The 22,111-nt window shown below is 47.1% G+C and carries 20 protein-coding genes; 5 read left to right on the top strand and 15 right to left on the bottom strand.

The window, feature by feature from the left end:
- Position 1: 1 nt before the first annotated feature.
- On the top strand, positions 2 to 2,032 hold the full coding sequence (locus HUF13_RS07080; protein ID WP_173474470.1) for a tetratricopeptide repeat protein: 2,031 nt from the start codon (positions 2 to 4) through the stop codon (positions 2,030 to 2,032).
- Positions 2,033 to 2,176: 144 nt separating this feature from the next.
- Here HUF13_RS07080 and HUF13_RS07075 read toward each other — a convergent pair whose 3' ends face one another.
- The 9 genes from HUF13_RS07075 to hisE all read right to left on the bottom strand — a co-directional run bounded on the left by HUF13_RS07075 (position 2,177) and on the right by hisE (position 9,139).
- Positions 2,177 to 2,791, bottom strand: coding sequence for an OmpA family protein (locus HUF13_RS07075; protein WP_173474469.1), 615 nt, complete (start codon positions 2,789 to 2,791; stop codon positions 2,177 to 2,179).
- 162 nt (positions 2,792 to 2,953) lie between these two features.
- Entirely contained in the window at positions 2,954 to 3,982 is a 1,029-nt protein-coding gene (pyrC, locus tag HUF13_RS07070; RefSeq protein WP_173474468.1) for a dihydroorotase, read from the bottom strand.
- Positions 3,983 to 4,028: 46 nt separating this feature from the next.
- Positions 4,029 to 4,853 carry an ABC transporter ATP-binding protein gene (locus tag HUF13_RS07065; protein ID WP_304038912.1) on the bottom strand — a complete coding sequence of 275 codons (825 nt, stop codon included), beginning with the start codon at positions 4,851 to 4,853 and terminating at the stop codon, positions 4,029 to 4,031.
- 3 nt (positions 4,854 to 4,856) lie between these two features.
- Entirely contained in the window at positions 4,857 to 5,735 is an 879-nt protein-coding gene (locus tag HUF13_RS07060) for an ABC transporter permease (protein WP_173474467.1), read from the bottom strand.
- On the bottom strand, positions 5,716 to 6,363 hold the full coding sequence (yihA, locus tag HUF13_RS07055) for a ribosome biogenesis GTP-binding protein YihA/YsxC (protein ID WP_173474466.1): 648 nt from the start codon (positions 6,361 to 6,363) through the stop codon (positions 5,716 to 5,718). The genes HUF13_RS07060 and yihA overlap by 20 nt, the downstream gene beginning before the upstream one ends.
- A complete protein-coding gene (recR, locus tag HUF13_RS07050) occupies positions 6,360 to 6,956 on the bottom strand; it encodes a recombination mediator RecR (protein ID WP_072829507.1) in 597 nt (198 codons plus the stop codon). Before recR ends, yihA begins: the two co-directional genes overlap by 4 nt.
- Positions 6,953 to 7,861 (bottom strand): EAL and HDOD domain-containing protein, encoded by a 909-nt coding sequence (locus tag HUF13_RS07045; protein ID WP_173474465.1) that lies wholly within the window; start codon positions 7,859 to 7,861, stop codon positions 6,953 to 6,955. Before HUF13_RS07045 ends, recR begins: the two co-directional genes overlap by 4 nt.
- Before the next feature lie 181 nt (positions 7,862 to 8,042).
- On the bottom strand, positions 8,043 to 8,882 hold the full coding sequence (gene hisG / locus HUF13_RS07040; protein WP_173474464.1) for an ATP phosphoribosyltransferase: 840 nt from the start codon (positions 8,880 to 8,882) through the stop codon (positions 8,043 to 8,045).
- On the bottom strand, positions 8,879 to 9,139 hold the full coding sequence (gene hisE, locus HUF13_RS07035) for a phosphoribosyl-ATP diphosphatase (RefSeq protein ID WP_014545870.1): 261 nt from the start codon (positions 9,137 to 9,139) through the stop codon (positions 8,879 to 8,881). The genes hisG and hisE overlap by 4 nt, the downstream gene beginning before the upstream one ends.
- A gap of 368 nt (positions 9,140 to 9,507) precedes the next feature.
- Between hisE and HUF13_RS07030 the strand changes: the two genes are divergently transcribed.
- Positions 9,508 to 11,100 carry a hypothetical protein gene (locus HUF13_RS07030; RefSeq protein ID WP_304038910.1) on the top strand — a complete coding sequence of 531 codons (1,593 nt, stop codon included), beginning with the start codon at positions 9,508 to 9,510 and terminating at the stop codon, positions 11,098 to 11,100.
- Positions 11,101 to 11,184: 84 nt separating this feature from the next.
- Positions 11,185 to 12,396 (top strand): hypothetical protein, encoded by a 1,212-nt coding sequence (locus HUF13_RS07025; protein ID WP_173474462.1) that lies wholly within the window; start codon positions 11,185 to 11,187, stop codon positions 12,394 to 12,396.
- 54 nt (positions 12,397 to 12,450) lie between these two features.
- Here the strand turns inward: HUF13_RS07025 and HUF13_RS07020 are convergent, their stop codons facing one another.
- The 5 genes from HUF13_RS07020 to HUF13_RS07000 all read right to left on the bottom strand — a co-directional run bounded on the left by HUF13_RS07020 (position 12,451) and on the right by HUF13_RS07000 (position 17,273).
- Positions 12,451 to 13,410 (bottom strand): methyltransferase domain-containing protein, encoded by a 960-nt coding sequence (locus tag HUF13_RS07020; RefSeq protein ID WP_173474461.1) that lies wholly within the window; start codon positions 13,408 to 13,410, stop codon positions 12,451 to 12,453.
- Entirely contained in the window at positions 13,410 to 14,735 is a 1,326-nt protein-coding gene (locus HUF13_RS07015) for a carboxypeptidase-like regulatory domain-containing protein (protein ID WP_173474460.1), read from the bottom strand. Before HUF13_RS07015 ends, HUF13_RS07020 begins: the two co-directional genes overlap by 1 nt.
- Positions 14,732 to 15,598 carry a TIGR02147 family protein gene (locus tag HUF13_RS07010; RefSeq protein WP_173474459.1) on the bottom strand — a complete coding sequence of 289 codons (867 nt, stop codon included), beginning with the start codon at positions 15,596 to 15,598 and terminating at the stop codon, positions 14,732 to 14,734. The genes HUF13_RS07015 and HUF13_RS07010 overlap by 4 nt, the downstream gene beginning before the upstream one ends.
- Before the next feature lie 167 nt (positions 15,599 to 15,765).
- Positions 15,766 to 16,632, bottom strand: coding sequence for a patatin family protein (locus HUF13_RS07005; protein WP_173474458.1), 867 nt, complete (start codon positions 16,630 to 16,632; stop codon positions 15,766 to 15,768).
- Positions 16,633 to 16,724: 92 nt separating this feature from the next.
- Positions 16,725 to 17,273: an NUDIX domain-containing protein gene (locus HUF13_RS07000; RefSeq protein ID WP_173474457.1), complete on the bottom strand. Its 549-nt coding sequence runs from the start codon at positions 17,271 to 17,273 to the stop codon at positions 16,725 to 16,727.
- A gap of 307 nt (positions 17,274 to 17,580) precedes the next feature.
- Between HUF13_RS07000 and HUF13_RS06995 the strand changes: the two genes are divergently transcribed.
- Positions 17,581 to 19,245, top strand: coding sequence for a putative transporter (locus tag HUF13_RS06995; protein ID WP_173474456.1), 1,665 nt, complete (start codon positions 17,581 to 17,583; stop codon positions 19,243 to 19,245).
- 243 nt (positions 19,246 to 19,488) lie between these two features.
- Entirely contained in the window at positions 19,489 to 20,997 is a 1,509-nt protein-coding gene (locus HUF13_RS06990; RefSeq protein WP_173474455.1) for a hypothetical protein, read from the top strand.
- 98 nt (positions 20,998 to 21,095) lie between these two features.
- Here HUF13_RS06990 and HUF13_RS06985 read toward each other — a convergent pair whose 3' ends face one another.
- Positions 21,096 to 22,091 carry a bile acid:sodium symporter family protein gene (locus HUF13_RS06985; RefSeq protein WP_173474454.1) on the bottom strand — a complete coding sequence of 332 codons (996 nt, stop codon included), beginning with the start codon at positions 22,089 to 22,091 and terminating at the stop codon, positions 21,096 to 21,098.
- Between the last annotated feature and the right edge of the window lie 20 nt (positions 22,092 to 22,111).

Raw genomic sequence — 22,111 nt, 5'->3', positions numbered from 1 at the left:
AATGAAAAAAGGTTGCTTGCTATTTCTGATTGTTGCTATTGCGGTTCCTGTCGCGTATCTTTTGATATCGAATCACTCGAAAAAAGTCGAGATTCAAAAAGAAATTGATTCGGTCGAGACTGTTTTCGAAAATGCGGAAAAAGAGGAACGTAAATCTCCCGAGCCGCGAGAATCTAAACCGCTTGATCTTGAAAAGACAATCCGCCTGTTCCATATTTTGAACGATGGGTATTCGACAACGAAGAGCATGTTCGAGTACTTGCAGTTCATGGCGGCTCAAGATTATAGCGGCATTCCGGATGAAGTCCTCGAAGCGGAAAAGAAATTGCTCCCGCTTTATAAGGGCATTCGCACGGCCGAATATGATTTGAATGAAACGCAAAAGAGACGTTATTGGGGCGCTATAAAAAATTCTGTCGATCTTAAAACAGTAACTTCTCCGATTGCGCAAATCGCTGCAACGGGAGGTTTTGATCCTACAGCATTTGTATCACTTGCGACAATGAGCCTTGCTTCGGGAACAAATTTTTATACCGAAATCCAGAGAAATGATGAAATTGAAAAAAGCGCAAAAAAGGCTCTTGAAGAAAATAAAGAAGCTTACTTAAGCTATTTAAGCGAATATACAGTACTTTATTTGAAATATTTGGCAATGTGGAATGAAATGTGCCTGTTGCGTGATAAGGCGTACCTTGCCATCAACAATGGCGATATTGATGGCGCGCTGGAATCGCTCAATGCGGTGCTACAGAAGTATCCTACTGATTCAGAATCGCAACTGCTTAAATCTTTTTGCTTGCTTTATAAAGCGGAACAAGGTATAGGCGTTTCCGGTGATGTGCATAATGCGGATAACGCTCGCGACATTCTGAATCAATACGTAAAGGAACATCCTGATAGAGCGGCGCCAGCATTGCTTTTGTTGGGAACATATTACACATTGCTGGGTGACGATAAAAAGGCTGCAACCTTGTTTGATCAGTCTTCTGTGGAATATCCTCGCGAAGCGGAAAAATTATTGGACATGTACAATTCCTACAATTACCGCAATTACATTCTGAAATCCAAAGAAGGCCATGTGGTTTTGGAACACTATAAGTCCATGATGGAAGGCTTTGGATTTTATTCGCCGAACTTCCAAAAGGCAATGGTCGCTTATAATAAAGGAAATTTTGCCAATGCTAAAGAAGAAATTTTAAAACACTTTTTCCGTCGCGGAAATCAAGAAGTGTATGATTACTTGATTTCTGACATGAAGTTTGTGGAACGCTATATGCCCAAAATTTTGGATATGATTTTTGAAGAACATTCTTTCTTGGATTTGCAGACGTACAATCCGACGCTTTCGTTTTCGGATAAGCTTGCCATTGAAATTGAAAACCGCTCCGACAAGCGCCTTTCGAATGTTCGCCTGTTTATCTGCTTGCATATGACCGATATGTATGCCGATGATTATTTGGTGAAGAAAATGGAAACGACAATCAATAACATCGAGCCTTATTCCAAGGCGAGTTTCGGAAAGCTGCAACTGAATTATGAATTGTACGGGAAACAAAAGAATAGCGTCGAGGACATCGTTTCTGCAAGAGCTATTATCATGACGGATAGCTTGATTATCTGGGTCGATGAAGATAAGATCAAGCGTACGAATATTTCGAAAAAGATGGGCGCTAAACGCTTTAGCAAGGCTACCCTCCATCAGCTCACTACAGGTTGTTCTTATGAAATGAAAGAAAAAGAGGGCTTGTTGAGTAGCATGGTTGGCTCAAAGAAAATGGTGTTTCATTTTCCGAGATCCTTGGTGGCGTTAAATCCGTTCTTCTCGTTCGGTGAGTTGAATAGTAAAGATGCGATGCTTGCGTCGTCGGTGGTTTTGAATGGTGAAAATATCGATGTCTCTTTTGATAAGCAATCGGCATTCGCATCAAAGACGGTCCCGCTATATATAAGCACTCTTGAAGGTAAAGGCTATTTCGATATCACTTTCGATGCAGAAGGTAATATTACCAAAATGTCGGTGTTTAAGTACTAGTACTTTTGCGGCATTCTCCAGCGTGGCTTCTCGCGCGCCTGTGCTGCGTCTTGTTCACGCGCCTTATTTATCTCAGAATTTTATAACGAAAAAGTCCCGCCATCGAGCGGGACCTTTTCTGTAACGTTTATCCGTAAAGAAGAATTACTGGATGCGGATGTTCACGCGACGGTATTCGTCTCTTGTATCGTACTTGAACTTCTTGAACATGCGCTTGCCGTACCACTTTGCTGTGATCTTGGATGCCGGAACGTATTTGGCGATTTCAGCCTTGACGGTTTCGGCGCGGCGCTGAGAAAGTTCATCGTTGTATGCCACGGAACCGAGGTCGCAGGTGTAACCTTCAACGAGAATCGTTGCTTCCATGTTGGTCTGTGCAAACTTGGGTGCGAGTTCTGCGATGATGGCGCGGCCTTCGCTGCTGAGTTCTGCACTGGCGAGTTCAAAGAGGCTGCTTACGTTCGGGAATTCAATTGCAGAGGCCTGACCTTTTTCAACCTTGGCAAAAGCGTCGTTAAGGAATGCAGCCACTTCGCCACGGGTGGTCAAGAATACCTGAGAGTTGTTCTTGATGGCGGCAAACTTGGAGAAGTCGAACGGTGCCGGCTGTTCTGGTTCCGGTGCCGGAGCCTCGACCTTGACCGGTTCGGGCTGCTTTACTGGAGCGGGTTTTTCAGTTTTTTTATCGCCGCAGGCCACGAGCACTGCGAGAGAAAGAGCTACCGGAAGAAAACGACCAATTGTTTTTACCAAATTCATTATGAAACCTCCGATTGAAATATGGTATGATTCCTTTGGATTAGCTTTTCTAATATAAGTAAAAAAAGTAAATAAGGAAAAATTTTTTTATATGTATAAAAAAAATTCGCCTTTTACGGCGAATTTTTGTATAAAAAATGGCTTTTTTTAACGAAAAAAACGTTATTTCAGCTTCCATTCGAGCGTTTGTCCGGCGGCGAGCGGAACAACTCCGTTCACGATGGCGGGCACGGTCCACAATTCCTTGACAACCTTGATTTGCTTTGTGGTACGCGGTAAACCGTAAAAATCGGCGCCGAATCCTGCGATAAAGTTGGGGAGCTTGTCGAGTGCGCCTGCGCGTTCAAATTCCTGCACCAGAAGCGGGATGGCGACGGGGGCGCTGTAAACGCCGGCGGCTCCGCATGGGCATTCTTTTTTGCCTTGCTGGTGGGGTGCGGAATCGGTACCGAGGAAGAATTTCGGGTTTCCGCTGAAGGCTGCTTCGCGGATGGCTTTGCGGTCTTCAGGACGCTTGGGGAGCGGCTTGCAGAAATGGTGCGGGCGGAGTGCATCGCCAACGATATCGTCGAGAGTCATCATCAGATGGTGCACCGTGAATGTGGCAGCGACGTTTGCCGGGAGGCGTTTTACCGCTTCGACGGATTTGGCGCTGCTCAGGTGCTCAAAGACGATGCGGAGCTTCGGAAACTTTTCGGCAAGTGTTTCCACTCGCTTGATAAATGCCGGTTCGCGGTCGAGGCAGAATTCGCCGGGTTCTTCGCCGTGGACGCACAGCACAAGGCCGAGTTTTTCCATCATGGCGACAACGGGGAAGACCGCTTCAAAATCGCTGATGCCGTCGGCGCTATTTGTCGTGACGCCTGCGGGGTAGTATTTGCCGGCGACAACACCTACGGCCATCATGTCCTTCAAGTCTTGTTCCGTGTAATTCGGGTTCAGCTTGAATGTCATGAGCGGTTCAAAATCCGGACGCACGGGAGCGGCCGCTTCGAGAATCTGCTTTTTGTAATCGGCAATCGCAGCTGCGCTTGTCATGGCGGGCACGGTGTTCGGCATAATGATGGCGCGACCAAACTGGCTTACGAGATCGCGGACATAACCGGGCATGAGTTCGCCCTGGCGTAAATGGGCATGAAAATCGTCAGGTAAAGGAAGGGTAAGTTCGGTGTTGTTTGGAGTCGATGTCATTTTGCTTTCTCTAAAAAATGGTCAATTCTGGAATATGAATTCAGAATTATTCATTGGATTGTAGATCGCGGAACTGGTCCTTCGAAATTTCACTATCCGAGTGGAGCCAGTAGTCAAAAGAATGCGGTTCGGTGAATTTTTTCTTGTGCAAAAATACGAGGTTGCAGTTCAGTTCTTTTGCAATCATGAGATCATGCGTAACGATAATGATGGTCGTCTTGAACATGGTACGCATGTTGTCAATCAACGGCAGCAAGTTTCGGCGGTTGTAGTTGTCGAGGCCCGCGGTCGGTTCATCCATGAGCAAAAGCTTCGGGTCCATGGCCCAAGACCTAGCGATGGCCACACGCTTTTGCATGCCCACACTCAGTTCGTGCGGGAACATGTTTGCAAAATTGCGGACGCGCATCAAGTCCATAGCCATGTTGACTTTTTTCGTAATTTCTTCGTCAGTGCCCATTTTATGGTAACGAAGCGGAAGTGCGATGTTGTCTACAACTCTCAGGTTCGAAATAAGGGCGGCGTTCTGGAGAACAAAGCCAACTTGACGTTTAGCGACTTCAAGTGCGTCGAGGCGTTCTGCCGGAATGTATTCGCCAAAGTAATAGATATGCCCTTTGAGGGGGCGTGCAAGCCCCGCAATCATGCGGAGAATGGCGCTTTTACCTTTACCGGATGGTCCGCCAATGCAAATCGTTTCGCCAAGCTTTAATGAGAGATTAGCGCCTGCGATGAGTTGGTAGTCCTCGTTGCTTTCACTCGATCTGATGTTTTCAAAGTAGCTAACGGCTCTTGGGATCGAGAACAGAGTTCCCGACAGTTCGCTTGTCGAAAGGTATATATCTTCAAGTCTTAGGGCTTCGTCTAGCATATCTTAGATAATCGTTGAGAGGTTCTGCATGTAACTGATAAAGTAGAACAACGAGAGCACGACGTCAGCAAAAACGATATAGAGGAAAGAGGTAATGACCGAACGCGATGTAGCTTTGGGCACGAGGCGGATATCGCGTTTGATATTCAGTGCCTGGTAGCAAGCGTTGATGGTGATGATGATTCCGAAGACAAACGGTTTTACAATCGCAAAGACAAAGTCGGGAATGGTAAGCGCCTTGATGATTTCGGTAGAAAGGTAATTCCAGGTGATTTGCAAGTTGGGGGCGTTACCGGTAATGAAGATGATTCCCTTCGTGACGAGGAAGCCTGCTCCGATTGCGCTTGCACTAAAGATGATGTTCGAGATAATCGTTGCGATTGTGCCGCCGATAACGCTAGGCATGACCAGATAACGGATGGGGTTGATGCCCATGGTCGCAAGCGCGTCCACTTCGGAATCGATGACCATGCTGCCAATGTAGGTCGTGAGCGAAGATCCAGAACGGCCTGCGATGAGAAACGCTGTAAGAATCGGGCTTAATTCGCGGATAATGACCACCACCATGAGGTTACCCACAATATCCGAGAAACCCATTTTGCCCATGAGCGAAAGCACTTCGATGATGACGACGGTTCCGAACAACGTGGCGACGATGAACAGCGGTATAATAATTTCGACGCCCGTAAAGAAAGTCTGCAATATGATATTGCGGGTGTCGCTCTTGAAGTTGTGGCTTTTGTCGAAGAGAGATGCTACTGTACGGAAGAACAAGGCTATTAGTTGCCCTATTCTCCTTTTCAAGATGAAAATCCCGAGCGTGTGGAACAAACGCCCGATGGGAGTCATCTTTTGCCAGTTTTTAAGTTGCTTCTCTTGCATCGCTATGAATTGCTTCTAGAATTTCCGTCCAGAGTTCATCAAGTCCAAATTTTTTCAGAGCACTTACGCAAAGCGGCTTGTGGTCTAGATCCAAGCGTTGCTGGATATCCCTAAGCCCTTTGGCGAGTTCGGATTGGTTCACCTTGTCACGTTTGCTTGCGACAATCAGGACTGGGCAACCTGTGGCACGGATGCTTTCGACTGTTTCGATGTCAATCGGCGTTCCTCCGTGGCGGATATCTACGAGGTAGATAAGCCCCTTGAGGTCCTTGCACTTTTCGACGTATTCACGGATAAAGTCGGACATCTGGTCGCGTTTGGCATTGTTGACTTTAGCGAACCCTACACCTGGTAAATCTACAAGAAAAAATTCCTCGTTGACTTTGAAAAAATTGATTTCGCGCGTTTTTCCGGGGGTTGAGCTCACTTTCACGAGCTTTTTTTGACCCATGAGCGCATTCATGAGCGAAGACTTGCCCACGTTGGATCGCCCGAGGAATGCTACCTGCGGGAGGCGTTCTTCAGGGAGGCCTTTGAGATTGACAGCGGCTTTGACAAATTTTGCCGAACGGATGGTATAGCCGCCCACCTCGACGGGAGCTTGGTGAATGTTTTCTTTTGTACTCATAAGGAAACTCTCCCTTCGAATGCGCGAAGCATGGTGACTTCGTCGATGAATTCCAGATCGCTGCCCATCGGGATTCCGCGGGCGAGGCGAGTGCGCTTGACGTTGACGCCGTCTAGCATGCGGTCAATCATGAGTGCGGTGCTGTCGGCTTCGGGGCTAGAGCCCAAGGCTAGGACCAGTTCTTCGATATTTTCTTGCTTGATGCGTTCCACGAGTTGCGGCAAGTGGAGCGCTTCGGGACCAATGCCGTCGAGCGGAGAAATTACACCGCCAAGGACAAAGTAAAGACCCTTGTGGACGGATGAACGTTCAAAAGGTAAAATATCTGAATTTTTTTCGACAACGCAAATGGACTTGGCGCCTTCGCGAGCCCTGCAAGTGGGGCAGATTTCTTCATCGGTGAAAGCGTGGCAACGCGGGCACGGGTGGACTTTTTCTGCGGCTTGCATCAAGCTGTCGGCAAAGCGTTCTACATCGCTCTTGCGGCGCGAGAGCATATGGTAGGCTAGGCGGCGAGCCGTCTTTAAACCGATCCCCGGGAGGGAGGCGAATTCGGAAATCAAATTTTCCAGACTTTGCGGTTCAACGTTCATTTGCTAGTGCTTACGTATCGTTGTGTGCTGTTCAGTTTCAGTTCGAAAATCGTTCCGATGCGGGCGTAAAGCATGAGCTTTAGCCACTCCTGGATTTTCTTCATGCCCACCCAGACGATGGCGCCTTTAACCGTTTCGATAGCGGGTTTGTCGCGCACATCCGAATTCACAAATTGCATGAGGTTTGCTGCAATGTCCGGCTGCTTGTCGAGTTCATCGCAGAGTTTTTCGAGTGTCGGTCGCGTGTGCAACAGTTGGATGATTTTGAGAATGGCGGCCGAAGTCGCGTCTATCTTTTGTCCGGTTACGAGTTCCGGCTTTGCAAAGAAAAATCCCTGGAAGTATTCGTATCCGGCATTTTTGCAGTGCTTGAACGTTTCTTCGTCCTCGACTTTTTCGGCGAGAATCTTGATGTTCTTTTCTTTAAAGAACTTGGCTGCTTTTTCCATCGCTTCGGGCGTGTTATCGACCAAGTCCATCTTGACGTACGAAACGTGCTTGAACAATGGCTCGAAGCGCTTTATGAACTCGTCGTTCATGATAAAATCGTCTAGCGCCAGTTCAAAACCGCGAGACTTATGCCGTTCGATGGCGCGGATAAGCGCTCTATCGACGGTAACATCTTCGAGAATTTCAAGGACAAAACTGTTGGGATTTAAAAGCCCGAACAAGTTGTCCAAAAGCATCTCGCGGCTGCAATTGACAAAAGCTTTTTTGCCCCCGACAAGACGCTCAAGCCCGATGCTGTTGAGGACATTCTCTAGCACCTGAGCGGTAGCCTGCACATCGCTTGCAATGATGGCGGTAACGCTATTTGGCGAGTCTCGGAATAGCAATTCATACGCGAAGATATTTCCATCGCGGTCTAGAATCGGTTGACGTGCCAAGTAAGCGAGAGATTGCATGGGCAGTAGACGGTAGGAAGTAGACAGTAGGCAGTGTGGTTTGTTTGAGGCGAGTGGTTAGTTGCTGATTTATCAGTCATGTGTCGCGATAGGCATACACAATTTCAATTGCAAATGCAATTTTCTTTGCAATCCTGTCTACTGACTACTAACCACTGCCTACTGAATTTAACGCGGAGCGTTAAATTCTTGCGCTTTCGATGCCGAACAGGAGAATGCTCCTTGCGCCTGCGTCCCAAAGCTTGTCCATGATGGCGTTGGCTTCTTCGCGCGGCACCATGGCCTTCACGGAGTACCATTCACGACCGTGGAGCTTCGTCACTGTCGGGGCGTCGAGACCCGGAGTCATTTCGCAAGCCCTTGCCAAAAGTTCGGAGGGGCAGTCGTACTCGATCATCATGTACGTCTGTGCGACGAGCTTGCCCTGGATGCGACGGATGAGCGTGTTGACTTCTTCGAGTTCCGTCTTCTGCGGGTTGCAGAAAATGGCTGCGTTACTGCGGAAGAGCGGTTCGCCAATAATGCGCAGTCCGGCCTGCTTGAGCGTCGTACCCGTTTCGACAACGTCCACGATAGCGTTTGCGACACCGAGGCTTACGGAAATTTCAACAGCGCCTTCGAGCACCACGAAGTCCATCTTCTTCTTGTAATAGCTTTCCACGATGTTCGGGAAGCTTGTAGCAATCGTTGCGTCCTTCAAGTCGGCGAGGCTCTGGATCGGGCTTTCGTTCGGGACTGCTGCGCAAAGCTTGGAAGCGCCAAACGGCAAGTCCAAAACCTTGACGGCCGGGCTCTTGGCTTCGGCGTTAAAATCAATACCCGTGATACCTGCGTCAATGATACCGCGACCCACGTACATCGGGATGTCGCTCGGACGGAGGAAGAAGAATTCGATGCCGTTCTTGGTATCGATTTGGGTCAAAGTTTTGTAGGGCTTGGATGCCTTGTAACCGCAGGCCTTGAGGAGTTCCTGGGTGGGCTCAAAGAGCATGCCCTTGTTGGGGAGAGCTACCTTAATCATAGTTTTGCGTACACTTCTTCGAGGGTGAGACCTTTTTCTGCCATCATGACGGCAACGTAGTAGAGCACCTGAGAAAGTTCGAGGCACTGGGCGTCGCGCGATTCAAAGCGGGCGGCCATCCAGCTTTCGGCGGCTTCTTCGACAAGCTTCTTGCCGATGCCATGCGGACCCTTCTTGAAAAGTTCCGTGGTGCCCTTGCCTTCCGGCATGTCTTTTTTGCGCTGGCAAGCCAGAGCGTACATTTCTTCAAACGTCATTTTAGACCTCTTTAGTTTTACGCAGGTAAAGATAGAAATTTAGGAATCGCTTGTACCGGCGCATTCTGTGAAAATACTGGTAAATCGTCGATTTGCCGCGCTTGCCATCGAACGAGCGCTACCTTTTGTAAAATGCCGCGCCCACCATCAAACGAATGCATCCTTTTGGAAAATGTCACGCCCACCATCAAACGAATGCATCCTTCAGCAAAATGTCATGCCCAGTCATCCTCCGTTAGGAGGATCCATACAGTTTTGTTTGCATTTGTATTAGAGGCTTCTCCTTTTTTGTGTTTTTATTATTTATATTCACTTCTATGAGTTGGTTTATACGTTCGTCATTTGGGATGGGTTTGTTTGGGGCTTGCGTGTCCTGCGCATCTTTGGCGTGGGCACAGTCGGCTGAGTCTGAAGAAAACATTGTGATGGAGAAAATTATTTACTCCGAAGATATGCTCCCTGCGCGCACTCCAGGCGGCATGTCGAAAATACGTTCCAGCAACGATGCCGAATTATATTCTTCGGGTGAACGCTATTTTCCGGTGATGCTTGTGTCAACGTCAGATTACAAGGCGCTGGATTCTGCATTCATGTACAGAATGTTCAATGAAAAAGGCTTCAAAGACAATGGCAATTATGGCAGCGTGCATGATTATTTTGTCGAAAGTTCTGGCGGACAATTCAAACCGACTTTTGATATTTATCCCATAACGCTTTCGAAAAATTTTAGCAGTTACAAAAGCGATAGCGAATTTATTTTACCTGCAATTGATATCCTTGTTGAACGATCCGATTTCAAGGCGCGTGCAAGCAAGTACGAAAAAGAAATTCCGTTTATCATTTTGCATCCGCTTTCAAGAGATAAAGCTATTTCGTATTGCAGTGATTTTTTCAACCATCAGTATAAACTTCAATATAGCGCAAAACAAGTTTATTCTAAAAACGGCTACAAGTTTAATAACTATGCATTCGTTTCACAAAAAGCAGAAGGAAAAGAATCTTCGACTAGCTCAAAAGATGTCAATATGTTAGGCACTTTTGTCCATGAGTTTAGCCATGTGATTGGGCTTCAGGATACGTATAGCAACGATTCCAGAGGCTATGCCACTATTGGTCCTTTGCCGTACGACGTGATGGCGCTTGGGCTGCGCAACGGGAGTGGCGGGTATCCGCCGACATTTTCTGCTTTTGAACGCGAAGCGGTGGGGTGGCTCAAACCGACTGAAATCGTAGATGCCGATAGCGTTTATGAACTGAAAAATCTTTCGGGAATGCAGGCGTATGCGGTGTCGAACCCGAATAAACCCGATGAATATTTTTTAATTGAATATCGCCCGGCGGTGGGTTTTGATTCTAAAATCGGAAGCTCGTCTTATAGCGGAAAACAAGGTAAGAACGGAGTCATGATTTGGTACATCGACTATGATTTCAATGCCTTTTTCAGCAATGACCCGAACGGGGATGAAAGTCACCAGCGTGTTGAAGTTCGCACGGTGCTTAGCAAGGACCAGGAGTCTTTTGCAAAATTTGACTTTGTTAACAAAAATGGCAAGGCAAAGATTGATGGCGTTTTCAATCTCGTGTTTGACGGTGATGACCGCGTTTGCTTTACGGTGAACAAATCCAAAAAGTTGGACAAGTGCCCTGAAAAAGTTATTGCATCTTCTAGTTCAATCGCATCGTCAAGTTCAGTTTCTTCAAGCAGTGGCATCACTTCGCTAGTGCAGACTACTTTGCCGCAAATGAAAATTCACGTGTCTCGTGGAATGCTGAATGTCGATGTCCCCATGTCGGGCAAAAAGACGCTCCGCTTTTACGATGCTTTGGGGAATAATCTCGGTGCGCATACGTTCGAGGGCTCATCTGCTATCATTGATGTTTCTGGGTGGAATCGTTCCGCCTTTGTACAACTTGATGTGAACGGCAGTCTCTTGCTTGCAAAACGTGTGCAGTTCCGTTAAAAATTCCTGCGAAAAATGGCGAGTTAGCTATATTTCGAATATAGGTTAGATGCTTGACATGACGTTAGCAGGATGAGGATTCGGATGAAGAATATTTATTTATTGGGGAGCGCTTTTGCTCTTGCGTTGTTTGGCTGTGCGCTCACAAAGAGCGGTGTTTCCAAGGCTGAAAATTTTCAGGGAAAAACGGGAATTATCGGTGTGTTCCGTCAACCGGCATATTACTGTGGCGAGGGCATTCCGCATACGATTATGCTTGGTGGCACATCCATCGTAGTAAAACCGGCTTTTAGCAGTGAACAAGAAAATGTGTTCTTTAGCGAAATGAAGCCGGGTGTTGCAACCCTTACGGAATACAATTACACATGCGGCGAAAATGAAAACAAGATGTCGCTTGATACGGCTGGTGCCGGAAACGAACGTTTCCCCACGTCGGTCGTGATTCCAGAAAAGGGATTTTGCAAGGTCGTGATTTCGTTTATGGAAGGGGATAAGCTTTTTTCATATAATGGAGATATTTTGAGCGACCAATTTGCAAAGGCCGAGGTCGCTGTGAATACGGATAGCATTCCGTATTGCGAAATTCGTGATAACAAGGGCCAAAAAGTCTCGATGGTCAATCGCGATTCCATTTTGGACGTGAAATTTGCTGCTGCAGTGAAGGATGCCGCCGAAGCGCTTGAAGAAGAAAAGTACACGATTGTGACGCTTGATGAATACAGCGACAAGGTCACGTGGAATGCGGATAAATCTAAACTCCTCGTGGTAACGCTTACGTCTGGTGACGAGACTTATAAGGATGGCGAACTGGTCAAGTCCGATAGCGTTGTCTGGGTCGTGAATGAAAAGGAACTTTTGAGCTGGTTCCATGATCACAGTGAAGGCGTGCGTAATTGGGATTTGAGATTCAAGCAGTTGTTTGGCGAACCGAGAACGTCTAACGTAACGCACATGGCATTCTTGTGGGTAAGCCCGAATGACTTGATGCGACCGGCGTATGTGCCCGATGTGAAGGCTTTTGATATGCGGACCGCATTTGAAGGTGAATACGGAAACGATGCCGAAGTTTCTGAACGCATCATGTGGTTCAAGAACTGGTTCGATGCTCGTGCAGCGAAGTGCTATGAAGGGCCGGATGCTCGTCCGTGGACTCGTCTGGGTTATACGTATGACTGGGGTAGCAAGGGCGACAAGTACGGACTTACGGAATTTATCGTGGTGCCCGGTGCCGAAATGGATGTCAAGTTTACGAGAAACCTCAAGTTCATCGCTAATTGGATGAAGGATCGTAAATAGACGAAAGAACGCTCGCGCTGCTCGCTATAGACGAAAGATGCGGCTTTGCCGCGATTAGCAAATAACCACCCGCCAGAGTGCTTGGCGGGCATCTTTATATTTCCGTTCAAAGGCTGTTTCGGGGGTGCTTGGGTCGAAACTTTCGCACTTAATTGTCGTTCCCGCCAGAGCCTGTGTTGAACGCAGTCCAAGCAAGCGGGAACCTCCCTTTTTGTCCACTTCGGCCGAATGACCATTCTTGCTGTCATCCTCGACCGAACGAAGCGAGGAAGGGGATCCATAAAGTTCTTTCGAGGCTATGCTTGTGCGTTCTTCAATCACGATTCTCGCGGCTTCTGCAAATTCGCGGGCGTAGATTTCCCAGTTCGTGCGGAGCTCGATTGTATTCCCGAGTGCAAGTAACGTCGGAAAAATCGGGTGCATGTGGAATCGCCTTGTGGCTTCGCTTTGTTTAGGCCACGGGTTCGGGTAATACACCGCGTGGTACGGAATTGCCCATTCGCCTGCTTTAACGCAGTCAAGCGCAAGTCGCCAAAAATCCAAAAGCTCTGCGCGAATCCAAAAAGCATTTGCAGGGACTTCTTCGCCTGATGTTTGCGAAGGATTGCCTGCTTTGTTGAGACGAGCGCAGGACTTGTCAATCCCGATGACCGGAATGTTCGGGAAGCGTCGGGCGATATGGATGGTGCTTTCTCCTGTGCCACAACCGGAATCTAGAATGACCGCAAGCGGTGTAATCCCTGCATCACTCGGCTCTGCCGTCATTCTCGACCCTGGAGTGCGTAGCGCGATAGGGGAGTGTATCCATAATTTCTCGTTTTGCTCTTGTTGGGGCTGTCCATTATTTCTAGCATCGTAGAACTTTTTTACGAATTCTTCTACTTCGGCAAATGCCTCTCGCGTATGCTCTGCGATGGGACGCAAAAAAGTTGTCCGCGCATACTTGCGGACAACTTCTTCAAGATCTTTGTGAATCGTCTCTTGATTCGATGTTACGGAATTTGCACCCGGCATTATTCCTTTGTTTTCCAGATGTTCATCAGGTCTTTGCCGATGAATTCAAAGTTGTCGAAGTGGAGTTCCGCATCGTTGTGGAACACGATAGAAATAAAAGTTACACTCTTGCGATCTTCTGCTTTGGGTACAATATCTGCCCAAGCGAATTTGAGATTTGTCTTCGTTTTTGGAAGAGTAAATGCGTATTTCCCTGTCGTGTAGCTGTTACCTGTAAAGTCCTTTCGTATGACTTGGATTTCTGCATCCCCAAAACCCCAGGCGTCAAAGGCTATTGAGTCGACTGAGCTTAAATCGTAGGTTGTATATTGGTTGCCGATGTACAATGCAACCAAAGCCCATAATTCATAGCTTGCTGTATCTGGGAAATCAAAGTTCAAATGGACTTCTTTGCCGCTGTTGTCATTTTGTTGAATAACTAACAGGAATGGATGACTAGTGTTTTCTAATGGAATTTCCGGATAAATTTTGATTTGTTCATTTTCTGGTGCCATCGCCTGGAAATTGGAGGCTGTGATTATCGACCATCCCCCGCTAGGGTCAAATGGGTTAAACAGGTTCCTGAATTCTGAACCGTAAAGATGGATGTTGTCTCCATCCTCAAAGTCGTCGATGAGTAATCTTTCGTTCTTGTTTTCTGGGATGGAATCTTGAGGCTTGATTGACGTAATTGAATCGCCTGCATCTGTTTTTATCGGTACATATATTGTATCGATAGCGTTATCCGGGATGAACACCAAGTTCAGGTTTCCGGCTGGGAGGCCCTTGACTTCGAACTTGCCGTCCTTGATTGTGGCAGAATGGTCGAGGCCGCGGAACTTGAGAACGCCTGTCATGTTCTTAATGCTTTCGCTGATAGAATCGTCAACGAAGTTTGCGATAGAACCGCCGATGTAGACGGACTTTTGCAAGCTGTGTGCTCCCAGATCGACATCGTTTATGGTGTCCTTGATATCAACAGACAATTGGACGGCAGACTCGTTGAGTGAGGCTTCCATTGTGTAGTTGCCGACAGGAACTTTTTCGATAGTCACAAAACCGTTATCGTTTGCAATGGCTGTGAAGCCGTCTTCGATACCGTTCAGGCTGTTGTGTTCGACAAGCTTGACTCGGGCATTGGCTGCGGGAGCATTTGCAATAAGGATTTGGGCTGTGATGGCGTTACCGGCTTCTGTACCGCTCGGACCGCCACCTGCAACATTGTCAGAACCGCAGGCGCATAGCAAAAACCCGACTGCGATCGGAGCAATCAGTGCAAGTGCGCGTCTGGTTTTGTTCTGCTTCAATTCCATACCCTTAATATATAATTTCTTTCTGAAAATCATTTCCCACCTCCGTTATTTTGCGGCGAAGTAGGGCCTGTTGCCGGGTCTGCTACCTTGTCGGAGAGGGGGAACATGGCGATATTCAATGCATAAACACGGTCGGCGCGTTCGCTCTTGCGGGCAAATTGCAGGAGTCCTCGGCGGAATTCCTCGATTTTATGCTTGATTTCGGGCAGGTCGGATTCATCTGCAGTGAACACGACGCTCGAAATGTCTCGTTCTTCGGGCTTATGGCGGTCGAGCGATTCTTGCGCCAGTTCCATCGTATGCCTGTGGAAACTGCGGACTGCGGAACTCTTGACTTCGCCGCCGGTGCTGATAATCTGGTCTGTAATGTTCCAACCGCCAGTACCGTCAGGAACTACGAGCCCAAGCTGCTTCAAGATGCCAAGTGCGTTGCGGGCGTCATCTTGCGAAATGGGCGGGTTCAAATGCTTGCCAAGGCCTGCGATGTCGCTTGTGTCTTTCGTAATGCCGATGAGAGCGCGGAGGGCCGCACATGCCCAGCTGCCAAAGTAGGCGAGTTCCGGTTCCGAAAGCACGCGTGTTTCGAGCGAGCGGAGCTCCAAGAGCTTGTAATAGAGCTCGGAAAGTGTCTGCTTAGCCTTGGTCTTGTTGAACCTGTAAAGGGTCTTGAAGTATTCGGCGCGACGGTCATCGAGACCGCAAATTCTGATGAACACGGGAAGCGTGCTCTCGTTCAGATGGCCTTCTTTTTGGAAAACGCGGACAAGCCAGGCCGGATCTACGCCGGTTTTCTGGCCGAGATAGCGGTACGAGGTAAACGGGTTGTCTTTTTTAGTCTCGACAAACCAGTCCTTCAGGTACTCACGGTACTCCAAATAGTCTAATACTTCAGGCATACTATAAATTTACCATAGTTGTCCTAAAGCGTTGAGATTCAGTGTTGAGAATCTGTTGTTTTTCGTTGCAACATGTTCAACAAAAAGCTGTTTTTGGCGTTTTTTCGGCTTTTTACTGGAACTTTTTACCCCGGTAGCACCCTTGATTCGTCAATCTATCGTCTAGTTCATCCTTCCAAGAACTTCAGCAGTTCCGGCATCTTGGTGTGGGCGTCTTGTTTTCCTAGCTCGTAAAGTTCCGCAATTTTCTTTTTATTCGATTCTATGTCCGAAATTTTGATCCGTTTGCTCGGGCGGAAAATGAATACCTTGCCTTCGGCTTCGAGTTGTGCAAGTTTGTCAAGCGCCTGGTTGTAGCGGATATGGCGCGTGGCAACCGCTTCCACGAATTTGGGGTAATGGCGGTAGGCGAGTTTTACAAGCGGGAGGGCTTTGTTGATTTTTTTGCGGTAGCCGAGCGGGCGCGTCAGAATCACCACGGCGCGTTCAAATCCCTTTTTGAACATCTGTTCGAACGGAATGCTGTCGGCAACGCCTCCGTCAAGGAATTTTTTTCCGTGAATTTCGACAATCTTGCTCAAAATCGGCATGCTCGCGGAGGCGCGGATGTAGTTCATCTCGTCTTCGTTGCGATAGTCGGTGATGTGCGGGTATTCGGCTAATCCCGTTTCCACATCCGTTATGCAAACATGGAATTCGGTCTCTTGGCATTGCTCGGTGAACTTGTCAAATTCGAACGGATCGATTTTGTATGGAATTTGTTTATAACAATAGTCGAAAGCAAAATAATCGCCTGTGAACAACAGGTTTCTAAAGCTCATGTAACGAGGGCTTTTAGAGTGGATTGTGTCGACGCGAAAGTTGCGCCCGATTTGCCCCGACAAGAAACTGCACAAATGAATTGCGCCTGCAGATGTGCCGGCTGCGCCTCCAAATTTTATTTCTTTATCTGCAAGAATGTCGAGAATGCCGCCGGAATACGCCCCTCGTAAACCGCCACCTTCGACAATAATGGCTGTGTTTTTGTACTTCATGGATACCATCCCCCGTGAAATTCCTAAAATATTTACCCAAATCCATTAAAGGAATGTATATAAAATATGAACTTGCTTTAGCTATTTAATACTTATTTTTGCGTATGTTGTATTGACTGTATCCACGTGTAATCTTTGGGGTGGTCTACGAATTTTTCGGGGTTTTTAGCGTGTTTTTCAAGAAATTCGGCGGGAGTCATCCATACGAAATCATCAACTTCGCCTGGTTGCGGAATTAAGTGCGTGGCCTCTTCATCGGACAAAATAATCTTATAAGTATCATAATATTCGTTGTCAAAATACGTCCCATTGTTCAGGACATTTTCGTGGGTCGCTTCAAAGAGGTATTCGAAATCGTCCGGGCGCTTGTCAACTCCCATCTCTTCGTGGAGCTCGCGAATGGCGGCGTTGCGGCTGTCGTCGCCTGCGGTAATATGCCCTGCGCAGCTCGTATCGAGCAGATTCGGGTTGTTTTCCTTGAGGTGGCTACGGAGCTGGAAAACGATTCTGCCGTGGGTGTCGAATGCCCAAATGTGGACCGTGCGGTGCCAAAGTCCCTTGGCGTGGACTTCTGTTCTTCCGCGGGCATACCCCGCCGGAGTTCCGTCGCTGTTCAGGATATCGATCATTTCTTCTGCCATTTGTGCCACCTGTGTTGTTGCTCAAGCCTTTGCGACGCCTTGATTTTGCCGAAAGACCGGGTTCAATTGCAAAATAATATAGAAATGTAGTGCTTTTTTCGCGTTCTCTTTGGAAAGTTGCTAAAAGTAAAGTGGTTGAAATTTGCTGTTTTTGTCGGGCTGAATTATATTAGTAAATAACATTATAAGGGGAGCAGATGGCGTAAGTGCGTTATCTATCATTTTTCGTTATTAATACAATATAAATAATCTATTAGTCATTATCAATCTCCAATGCTACATTTGGGGCGCAAAATAAGGATGGTATATGGAATGGCTTATTGACTTACTCGTTAAACCCTCCGTCGGACAACAGGTGTTGGTAATTTCCCTCACTGCAGCTATTGGTATTATGGTGGGGAAAATCAAGGTTAAAGGTGTTAGCCTTGGAGGAGCTGGAGCTCTTTTCGTAGGAATCCTTCTAGGTCATATCGGAATGCGGATTGAGCCCAGCGTACTCCATTTTATGCAAGAATTTGGCCTTATTTTATTTGTTTATACAATCGGTATGCAGGTAGGCCCTGGCTTTGTAGACTCCCTAAAAAGACATGGGTTGGTGCTTAATATTCTCGCAGTAAGCATTGTCCTTCTGGGCGTACTTGCTACCGTCCTTATTTATTTTACGACAAGTATGCACGGCAATGTTCCGGTGCTTATCGGTATGCTTTGCGGTGCGGTGACGAATACTCCTTCGCTTGGTGCTGCAAATTCGGCGCTTACGGCGGCTGGTGTCGATGCTTCTTTGACGGGCGTGGGGTATGCGGTGGCGTATCCGTTCGGTGTGATTGGCATTATCCTTGTGATGATTCTTGTGCGCGTGTTCTTTAAGCAGAAACCGGATACTGCTGCTGCTGAGTACCAAAAAGAAATTGCGGAGCAGTCCAAGGAAATCATGTCTTGCACGCTCAGGGTCGATAACGCAAATCTTGTAGGGTGCAAAATCAAGGATATTCCGGGGCTCATTTCGACCGGAGCCGTGGTGACGCGCCATGCTCGCGACCAGGTGATTAACATGCCAAAGGGCGATATGACGCTGGAACTTGGCGACTTGGTGCATGTGGTCGGTATGCCCGAGGCGATTGAGGGCTTGGAAAAGATTATTGGCGAAAAACAGGCTACGCCGATTACGCTCCAGAAATCGAATTTGGCCGTCAAGACGATTCTCGTGACGAACAAGAAAATTCTTGGCAAGAGTATCCAGCAGCTTGCGCTTAACGATCGCTTTGGTGTGACGGTAAGCCGTGTGACGCGTGGCGGGTTCAAGTTCACCGGGCGCCTCGATATCCGCGTGAAGTTTGCAGACAAATTGCTTGTTGTGGGTACGCCGGATGCAATTGCTGCTGCGGCAAAGGAATTGGGCGACTCGCTCACGGCGCTTGACCATCCGGAAATTTTGCCGGCATTCCTCGGAATTTTCCTCGGCGTGATTGTCGGAAGTATCCCGGTGGCGATTCCTGGCATGCCGACTCCGCTCAAGCTCGGGCTTGCTGGCGGTCCGCTGATTGTCGCGATTATCCTTAGCCGTAAACGAAAGATGGGTCCGCTCAACTTTTTCATGGCGAATAGCGCGAACCTTATGCTGCGTGAACTCGGCATTACGATTTTCCTCAGCTGCGTGGGTCTCAATGCCGGTATCAAGTTCTTTGATGTGCTCTTGAACGGCGACGGATTCTACTACATGGCGCTTTCGGCGATTATCACATTTGTTCCGCTGATGATTGTGGCGATTGTGGGTAAGGCCGTGTTCAAGGTCAATTACCTCTCGCTTTGCGGTGTGCTTGCTGGTGCAACGACAGACCCTCCGGCGCTCGCGTTCGCAAACGGGCTCAGCAATTCCGAAGCAACGAACATCGGTTACGCCTCTGTTTACCCGCTTACGATGTTGCTAAGAATTTTGAGCGGGCAGGTGCTTGCGATACTGCTGATCTCTTGACGGAATTGTTTGTACGCGACGCTTTGATGAATAAAGTTTGTTCATGAAATGCTGCGAGATTCTTGAGGATTTTTGGTTTTGTTGTATTGACATACGTTTTCCTGGTCATAACAAAGGGCGACCCGAAAGGGCCGCCCTTTTCAAATGTTGAGCACTGTGTTTGTGTAAATAAGATGTTACGGAGTAAAAGGGAGGATAATGGCAATAAATAATATAGAGACGAACTAATCAAGGAGAAAAACAATGCCGGTAAATGAATACTTTGAATCAATCAAGCATAATAAAGCGAAATTACGTCAGTTTTTTGCCGATATGCCAAAAGGAGCTGACTTGCACCATCATCTTACCGGTGCTGCTTATGCTGAGACGTTATTTGCTATCGCATATAATGCACAGCTTTATGTTAATCCAGATACCGGGAGATTGAGTGATGGTGCTCCAGATCCTAAAAAGTATCATGATGCGGACAAATACATCCAATTGACAGCAAAAACTTTCGAAGCGGATGAATATGGGTGTAAAAAATATGATTTCCATTCTACTCGCATGTCTCTGATTGATAAATGGAGTGTAAGGAATTATCACCCTTATAAGTATCCTCTTGGTGCTGACGAGTATTTTTTCTCGCTGTTCGGAAATTTCATAGCTGCAGCAGGTAATAAGTATTTGCCTGAAATTGTTCATCAGCTAAAGGTTAGAGCTAAGGAGGAAAATCTACAGTATATCGAGTCTATCGGTATCTCACCTACAGTTCCTAACTCTGTTTTTTTATCAGAAAAAGATCGTAAAGGCTATGCAGATGATTTTGAAAAATGGAGCCGAGATATAGTAACCTATGAAGATAATATCCGTAATAGTGTAAAAAAAATTATTGGCGAATATGATAGACTATATGAAGATACTAATTCGGAGCTCTACCAAACTGTTCAGAAATATGTAGCAGATAACGTAGCAATACTTAAGACCCCGCTGCAAATAGAAAGTTTTATAACAAGTAAATTTGATACAACCATTGTATCAGATGATGATGTCCTCATTAAATTGCAGGGGTACGCTTCACGAGATAAAGATCCGCTTATTGTGCTTTGCCAGCTTTATATCGTTCTGAAGGCAATGACTACACAGGAAGGGGCTAAAAATATTGTTGGTTGTAATCTTGTTGCTGCGGAAAACTCTGAGAACTCTATGCAGTATTATGTGGTGCATATGTTGATGCTCTCTGAATTAGGAAAAGATTTCGAAAAAAAATATGGCAAGGGTCCGAATATTGCTCTTCATGCAGGTGAGTTGACTATGGGGCTTGTTCCACCAGAACACCTTACGTATCACGTTTTTTATGCTGTAATGGTTGGAGGTGCAAGAAGAATTGGTCATGGTGTTGATATCGTCTTTGAACATGACAGCGCTTCATTTTTGAATTTGATGAAGGAAAATGATATTGCGATTGAGATAAATCTCACAAGTAACGAGTTTATTCTCGGTGTCAAAGGAGATTCTCATCCGTTTAACCTTTATAAAGAGAGTGGAGTTCCGATAGTTATATCTACTGATGATCCGGGGATTCTTCGCACTTCTATTACGGAAGAATTTTCTCGTGCTGTTTACAGGTATAATTTAACTTATGATGAAGTAAAGATGATTGCACGAAATAGTATCAAGTATAGTTTCCTTAATGATGACGATAAGAAAACAATTAGTGATGCTTTTGAATCGAAATTGAAGGATTTTGAAGATAGTTTTAATGATGATTAATAATTTATCAGATCTTTAGCAGAAAAGGTCTTCCTTGGGGGAAGACCTTTTTCTATGGGTAATGTTGGGTTGTTTGTGTTGTGAAAATGGATGTCTTGCTACTGAGACTTCTTTTTATCCATGTGCGCGAAAATTCCGGCGAGGATTGTGCCGCTGATGGAATGGTAGGCGCAGCTGATGGCGCACGGAACAACGCAAAGGGCTGCTTCCGGGTGGAGAGCGAGATTTTCTGGGTTGGCGAAGAATGCTGCGGCGAGGACTGTTGCCATGCCTGCGTTCTGCACGCCGACTTCGATGGAAATGGTGCGCTTTTTGGCGGTGTTAAATTTGAACAAACGACCGACGTTATAGCCGAGCACATAGCCGAGGCCATTATGCAAAAAGACTACTGCGAGGATGAGTGCAATAAGCCCCATGCCGTTCGTTAAGAGTTGCGGACGCACGGTCACGATGACGCCACCGACGATTAACGCGAGGCCGATGACGCTTACGGCAGGCATGTTCGATTGGAATTCTTTGAAGCCTGCTCGCTTGCCGAAGAAGTAGTTGCAAGTGAAACCGATGAGAATCGGAAACACCGTCACGTAAAGGATGTTGAGGAACATGCCCACGGCGTTCACTTCGATGCTTGTATCGGCGAGCCAAAGGACTAAAAGCGGAGTCATAAGCGGGGCGAGGAGCGTACTTGCCATGGTCATGCTTACGGAGTATGTGACGTCGCCTTTAGCCAAAAAGCTCATGACGTTGCTCGAAACGCCGCCTGGGCAGCAACCGACAAGGACAATGCCGATAGCCAAATACGGGTCAAGTCCGAAAATCTTCGTGAGCGTAAACGCAACGAGCGGCATGATGGTGTACTGTGCTACGGCGCCAAGGAAAATGTCGGCGGGGCGTTTCATCAAGTTGCGAACGTCGTCCATGGTGATGGTGAGACCCATGCTGAGCATGATGATGCCGAGAATAATTGAGCTTGTGTTGCCGTGAACCCAGCCAAAAAGCGTCGGGATGAAAAACGCGATGATCGCACATGCGATAACGAAAAGCGATGTGTATGTCGATAAAAAGCGGCTAACAGCCCTTATTAAATTAAGCATTGTTATATCCTTCTTTTTGA

Source organism: Fibrobacter succinogenes (assembly GCF_902779965.1).
GTDB lineage: Bacteria > Fibrobacterota > Fibrobacteria > Fibrobacterales > Fibrobacteraceae > Fibrobacter > Fibrobacter succinogenes_F.
The sequence above is the reverse complement of the archived record's forward strand: the minus strand, read 5'-3'. Positions and strand labels throughout refer to the sequence as shown.

Bases quoted from the DNA above. Each gene is read 5' to 3' on its own strand.
- HUF13_RS07080 (WP_173474470.1), top strand. From the start codon at position 2: ATGAAAAAAGGTTGCTTGCTATTTCTGATTGTTGCTATTGCGGTTCCT.
- HUF13_RS07075 (WP_173474469.1), bottom strand. From the start codon at position 2,791: ATGAATTTGGTAAAAACAATTGGTCGTTTTCTTCCGGTAGCTCTTTCT.
- pyrC (WP_173474468.1), bottom strand. From the start codon at position 3,982: ATGACATCGACTCCAAACAACACCGAACTTACCCTTCCTTTACCTGAC.
- HUF13_RS07065 (WP_304038912.1), bottom strand. From the start codon at position 4,853: ATGCTAGACGAAGCCCTAAGACTTGAAGATATATACCTTTCGACAAGC.
- HUF13_RS07060 (WP_173474467.1), bottom strand. From the start codon at position 5,735: ATGCAAGAGAAGCAACTTAAAAACTGGCAAAAGATGACTCCCATCGGG.
- yihA (WP_173474466.1), bottom strand. From the start codon at position 6,363: ATGAGTACAAAAGAAAACATTCACCAAGCTCCCGTCGAGGTGGGCGGC.
- recR (WP_072829507.1), bottom strand. From the start codon at position 6,956: ATGAACGTTGAACCGCAAAGTCTGGAAAATTTGATTTCCGAATTCGCC.
- HUF13_RS07045 (WP_173474465.1), bottom strand. From the start codon at position 7,861: ATGCAATCTCTCGCTTACTTGGCACGTCAACCGATTCTAGACCGCGAT.
- hisG (WP_173474464.1), bottom strand. From the start codon at position 8,882: ATGATTAAGGTAGCTCTCCCCAACAAGGGCATGCTCTTTGAGCCCACC.
- hisE (WP_014545870.1), bottom strand. From the start codon at position 9,139: ATGACGTTTGAAGAAATGTACGCTCTGGCTTGCCAGCGCAAAAAAGAC.
- HUF13_RS07025 (WP_173474462.1), top strand. From the start codon at position 11,185: ATGAAGAATATTTATTTATTGGGGAGCGCTTTTGCTCTTGCGTTGTTT.
- HUF13_RS07020 (WP_173474461.1), bottom strand. From the start codon at position 13,410: ATGCCGGGTGCAAATTCCGTAACATCGAATCAAGAGACGATTCACAAA.
- HUF13_RS07015 (WP_173474460.1), bottom strand. From the start codon at position 14,735: ATGATTTTCAGAAAGAAATTATATATTAAGGGTATGGAATTGAAGCAG.
- HUF13_RS07010 (WP_173474459.1), bottom strand. From the start codon at position 15,598: ATGCCTGAAGTATTAGACTATTTGGAGTACCGTGAGTACCTGAAGGAC.
- HUF13_RS07005 (WP_173474458.1), bottom strand. From the start codon at position 16,632: ATGAAGTACAAAAACACAGCCATTATTGTCGAAGGTGGCGGTTTACGA.
- HUF13_RS07000 (WP_173474457.1), bottom strand. From the start codon at position 17,273: ATGGCAGAAGAAATGATCGATATCCTGAACAGCGACGGAACTCCGGCG.
- HUF13_RS06995 (WP_173474456.1), top strand. From the start codon at position 17,581: ATGGAATGGCTTATTGACTTACTCGTTAAACCCTCCGTCGGACAACAG.
- HUF13_RS06990 (WP_173474455.1), top strand. From the start codon at position 19,489: ATGCCGGTAAATGAATACTTTGAATCAATCAAGCATAATAAAGCGAAA.
- HUF13_RS06985 (WP_173474454.1), bottom strand. From the start codon at position 22,091: ATGCTTAATTTAATAAGGGCTGTTAGCCGCTTTTTATCGACATACACA.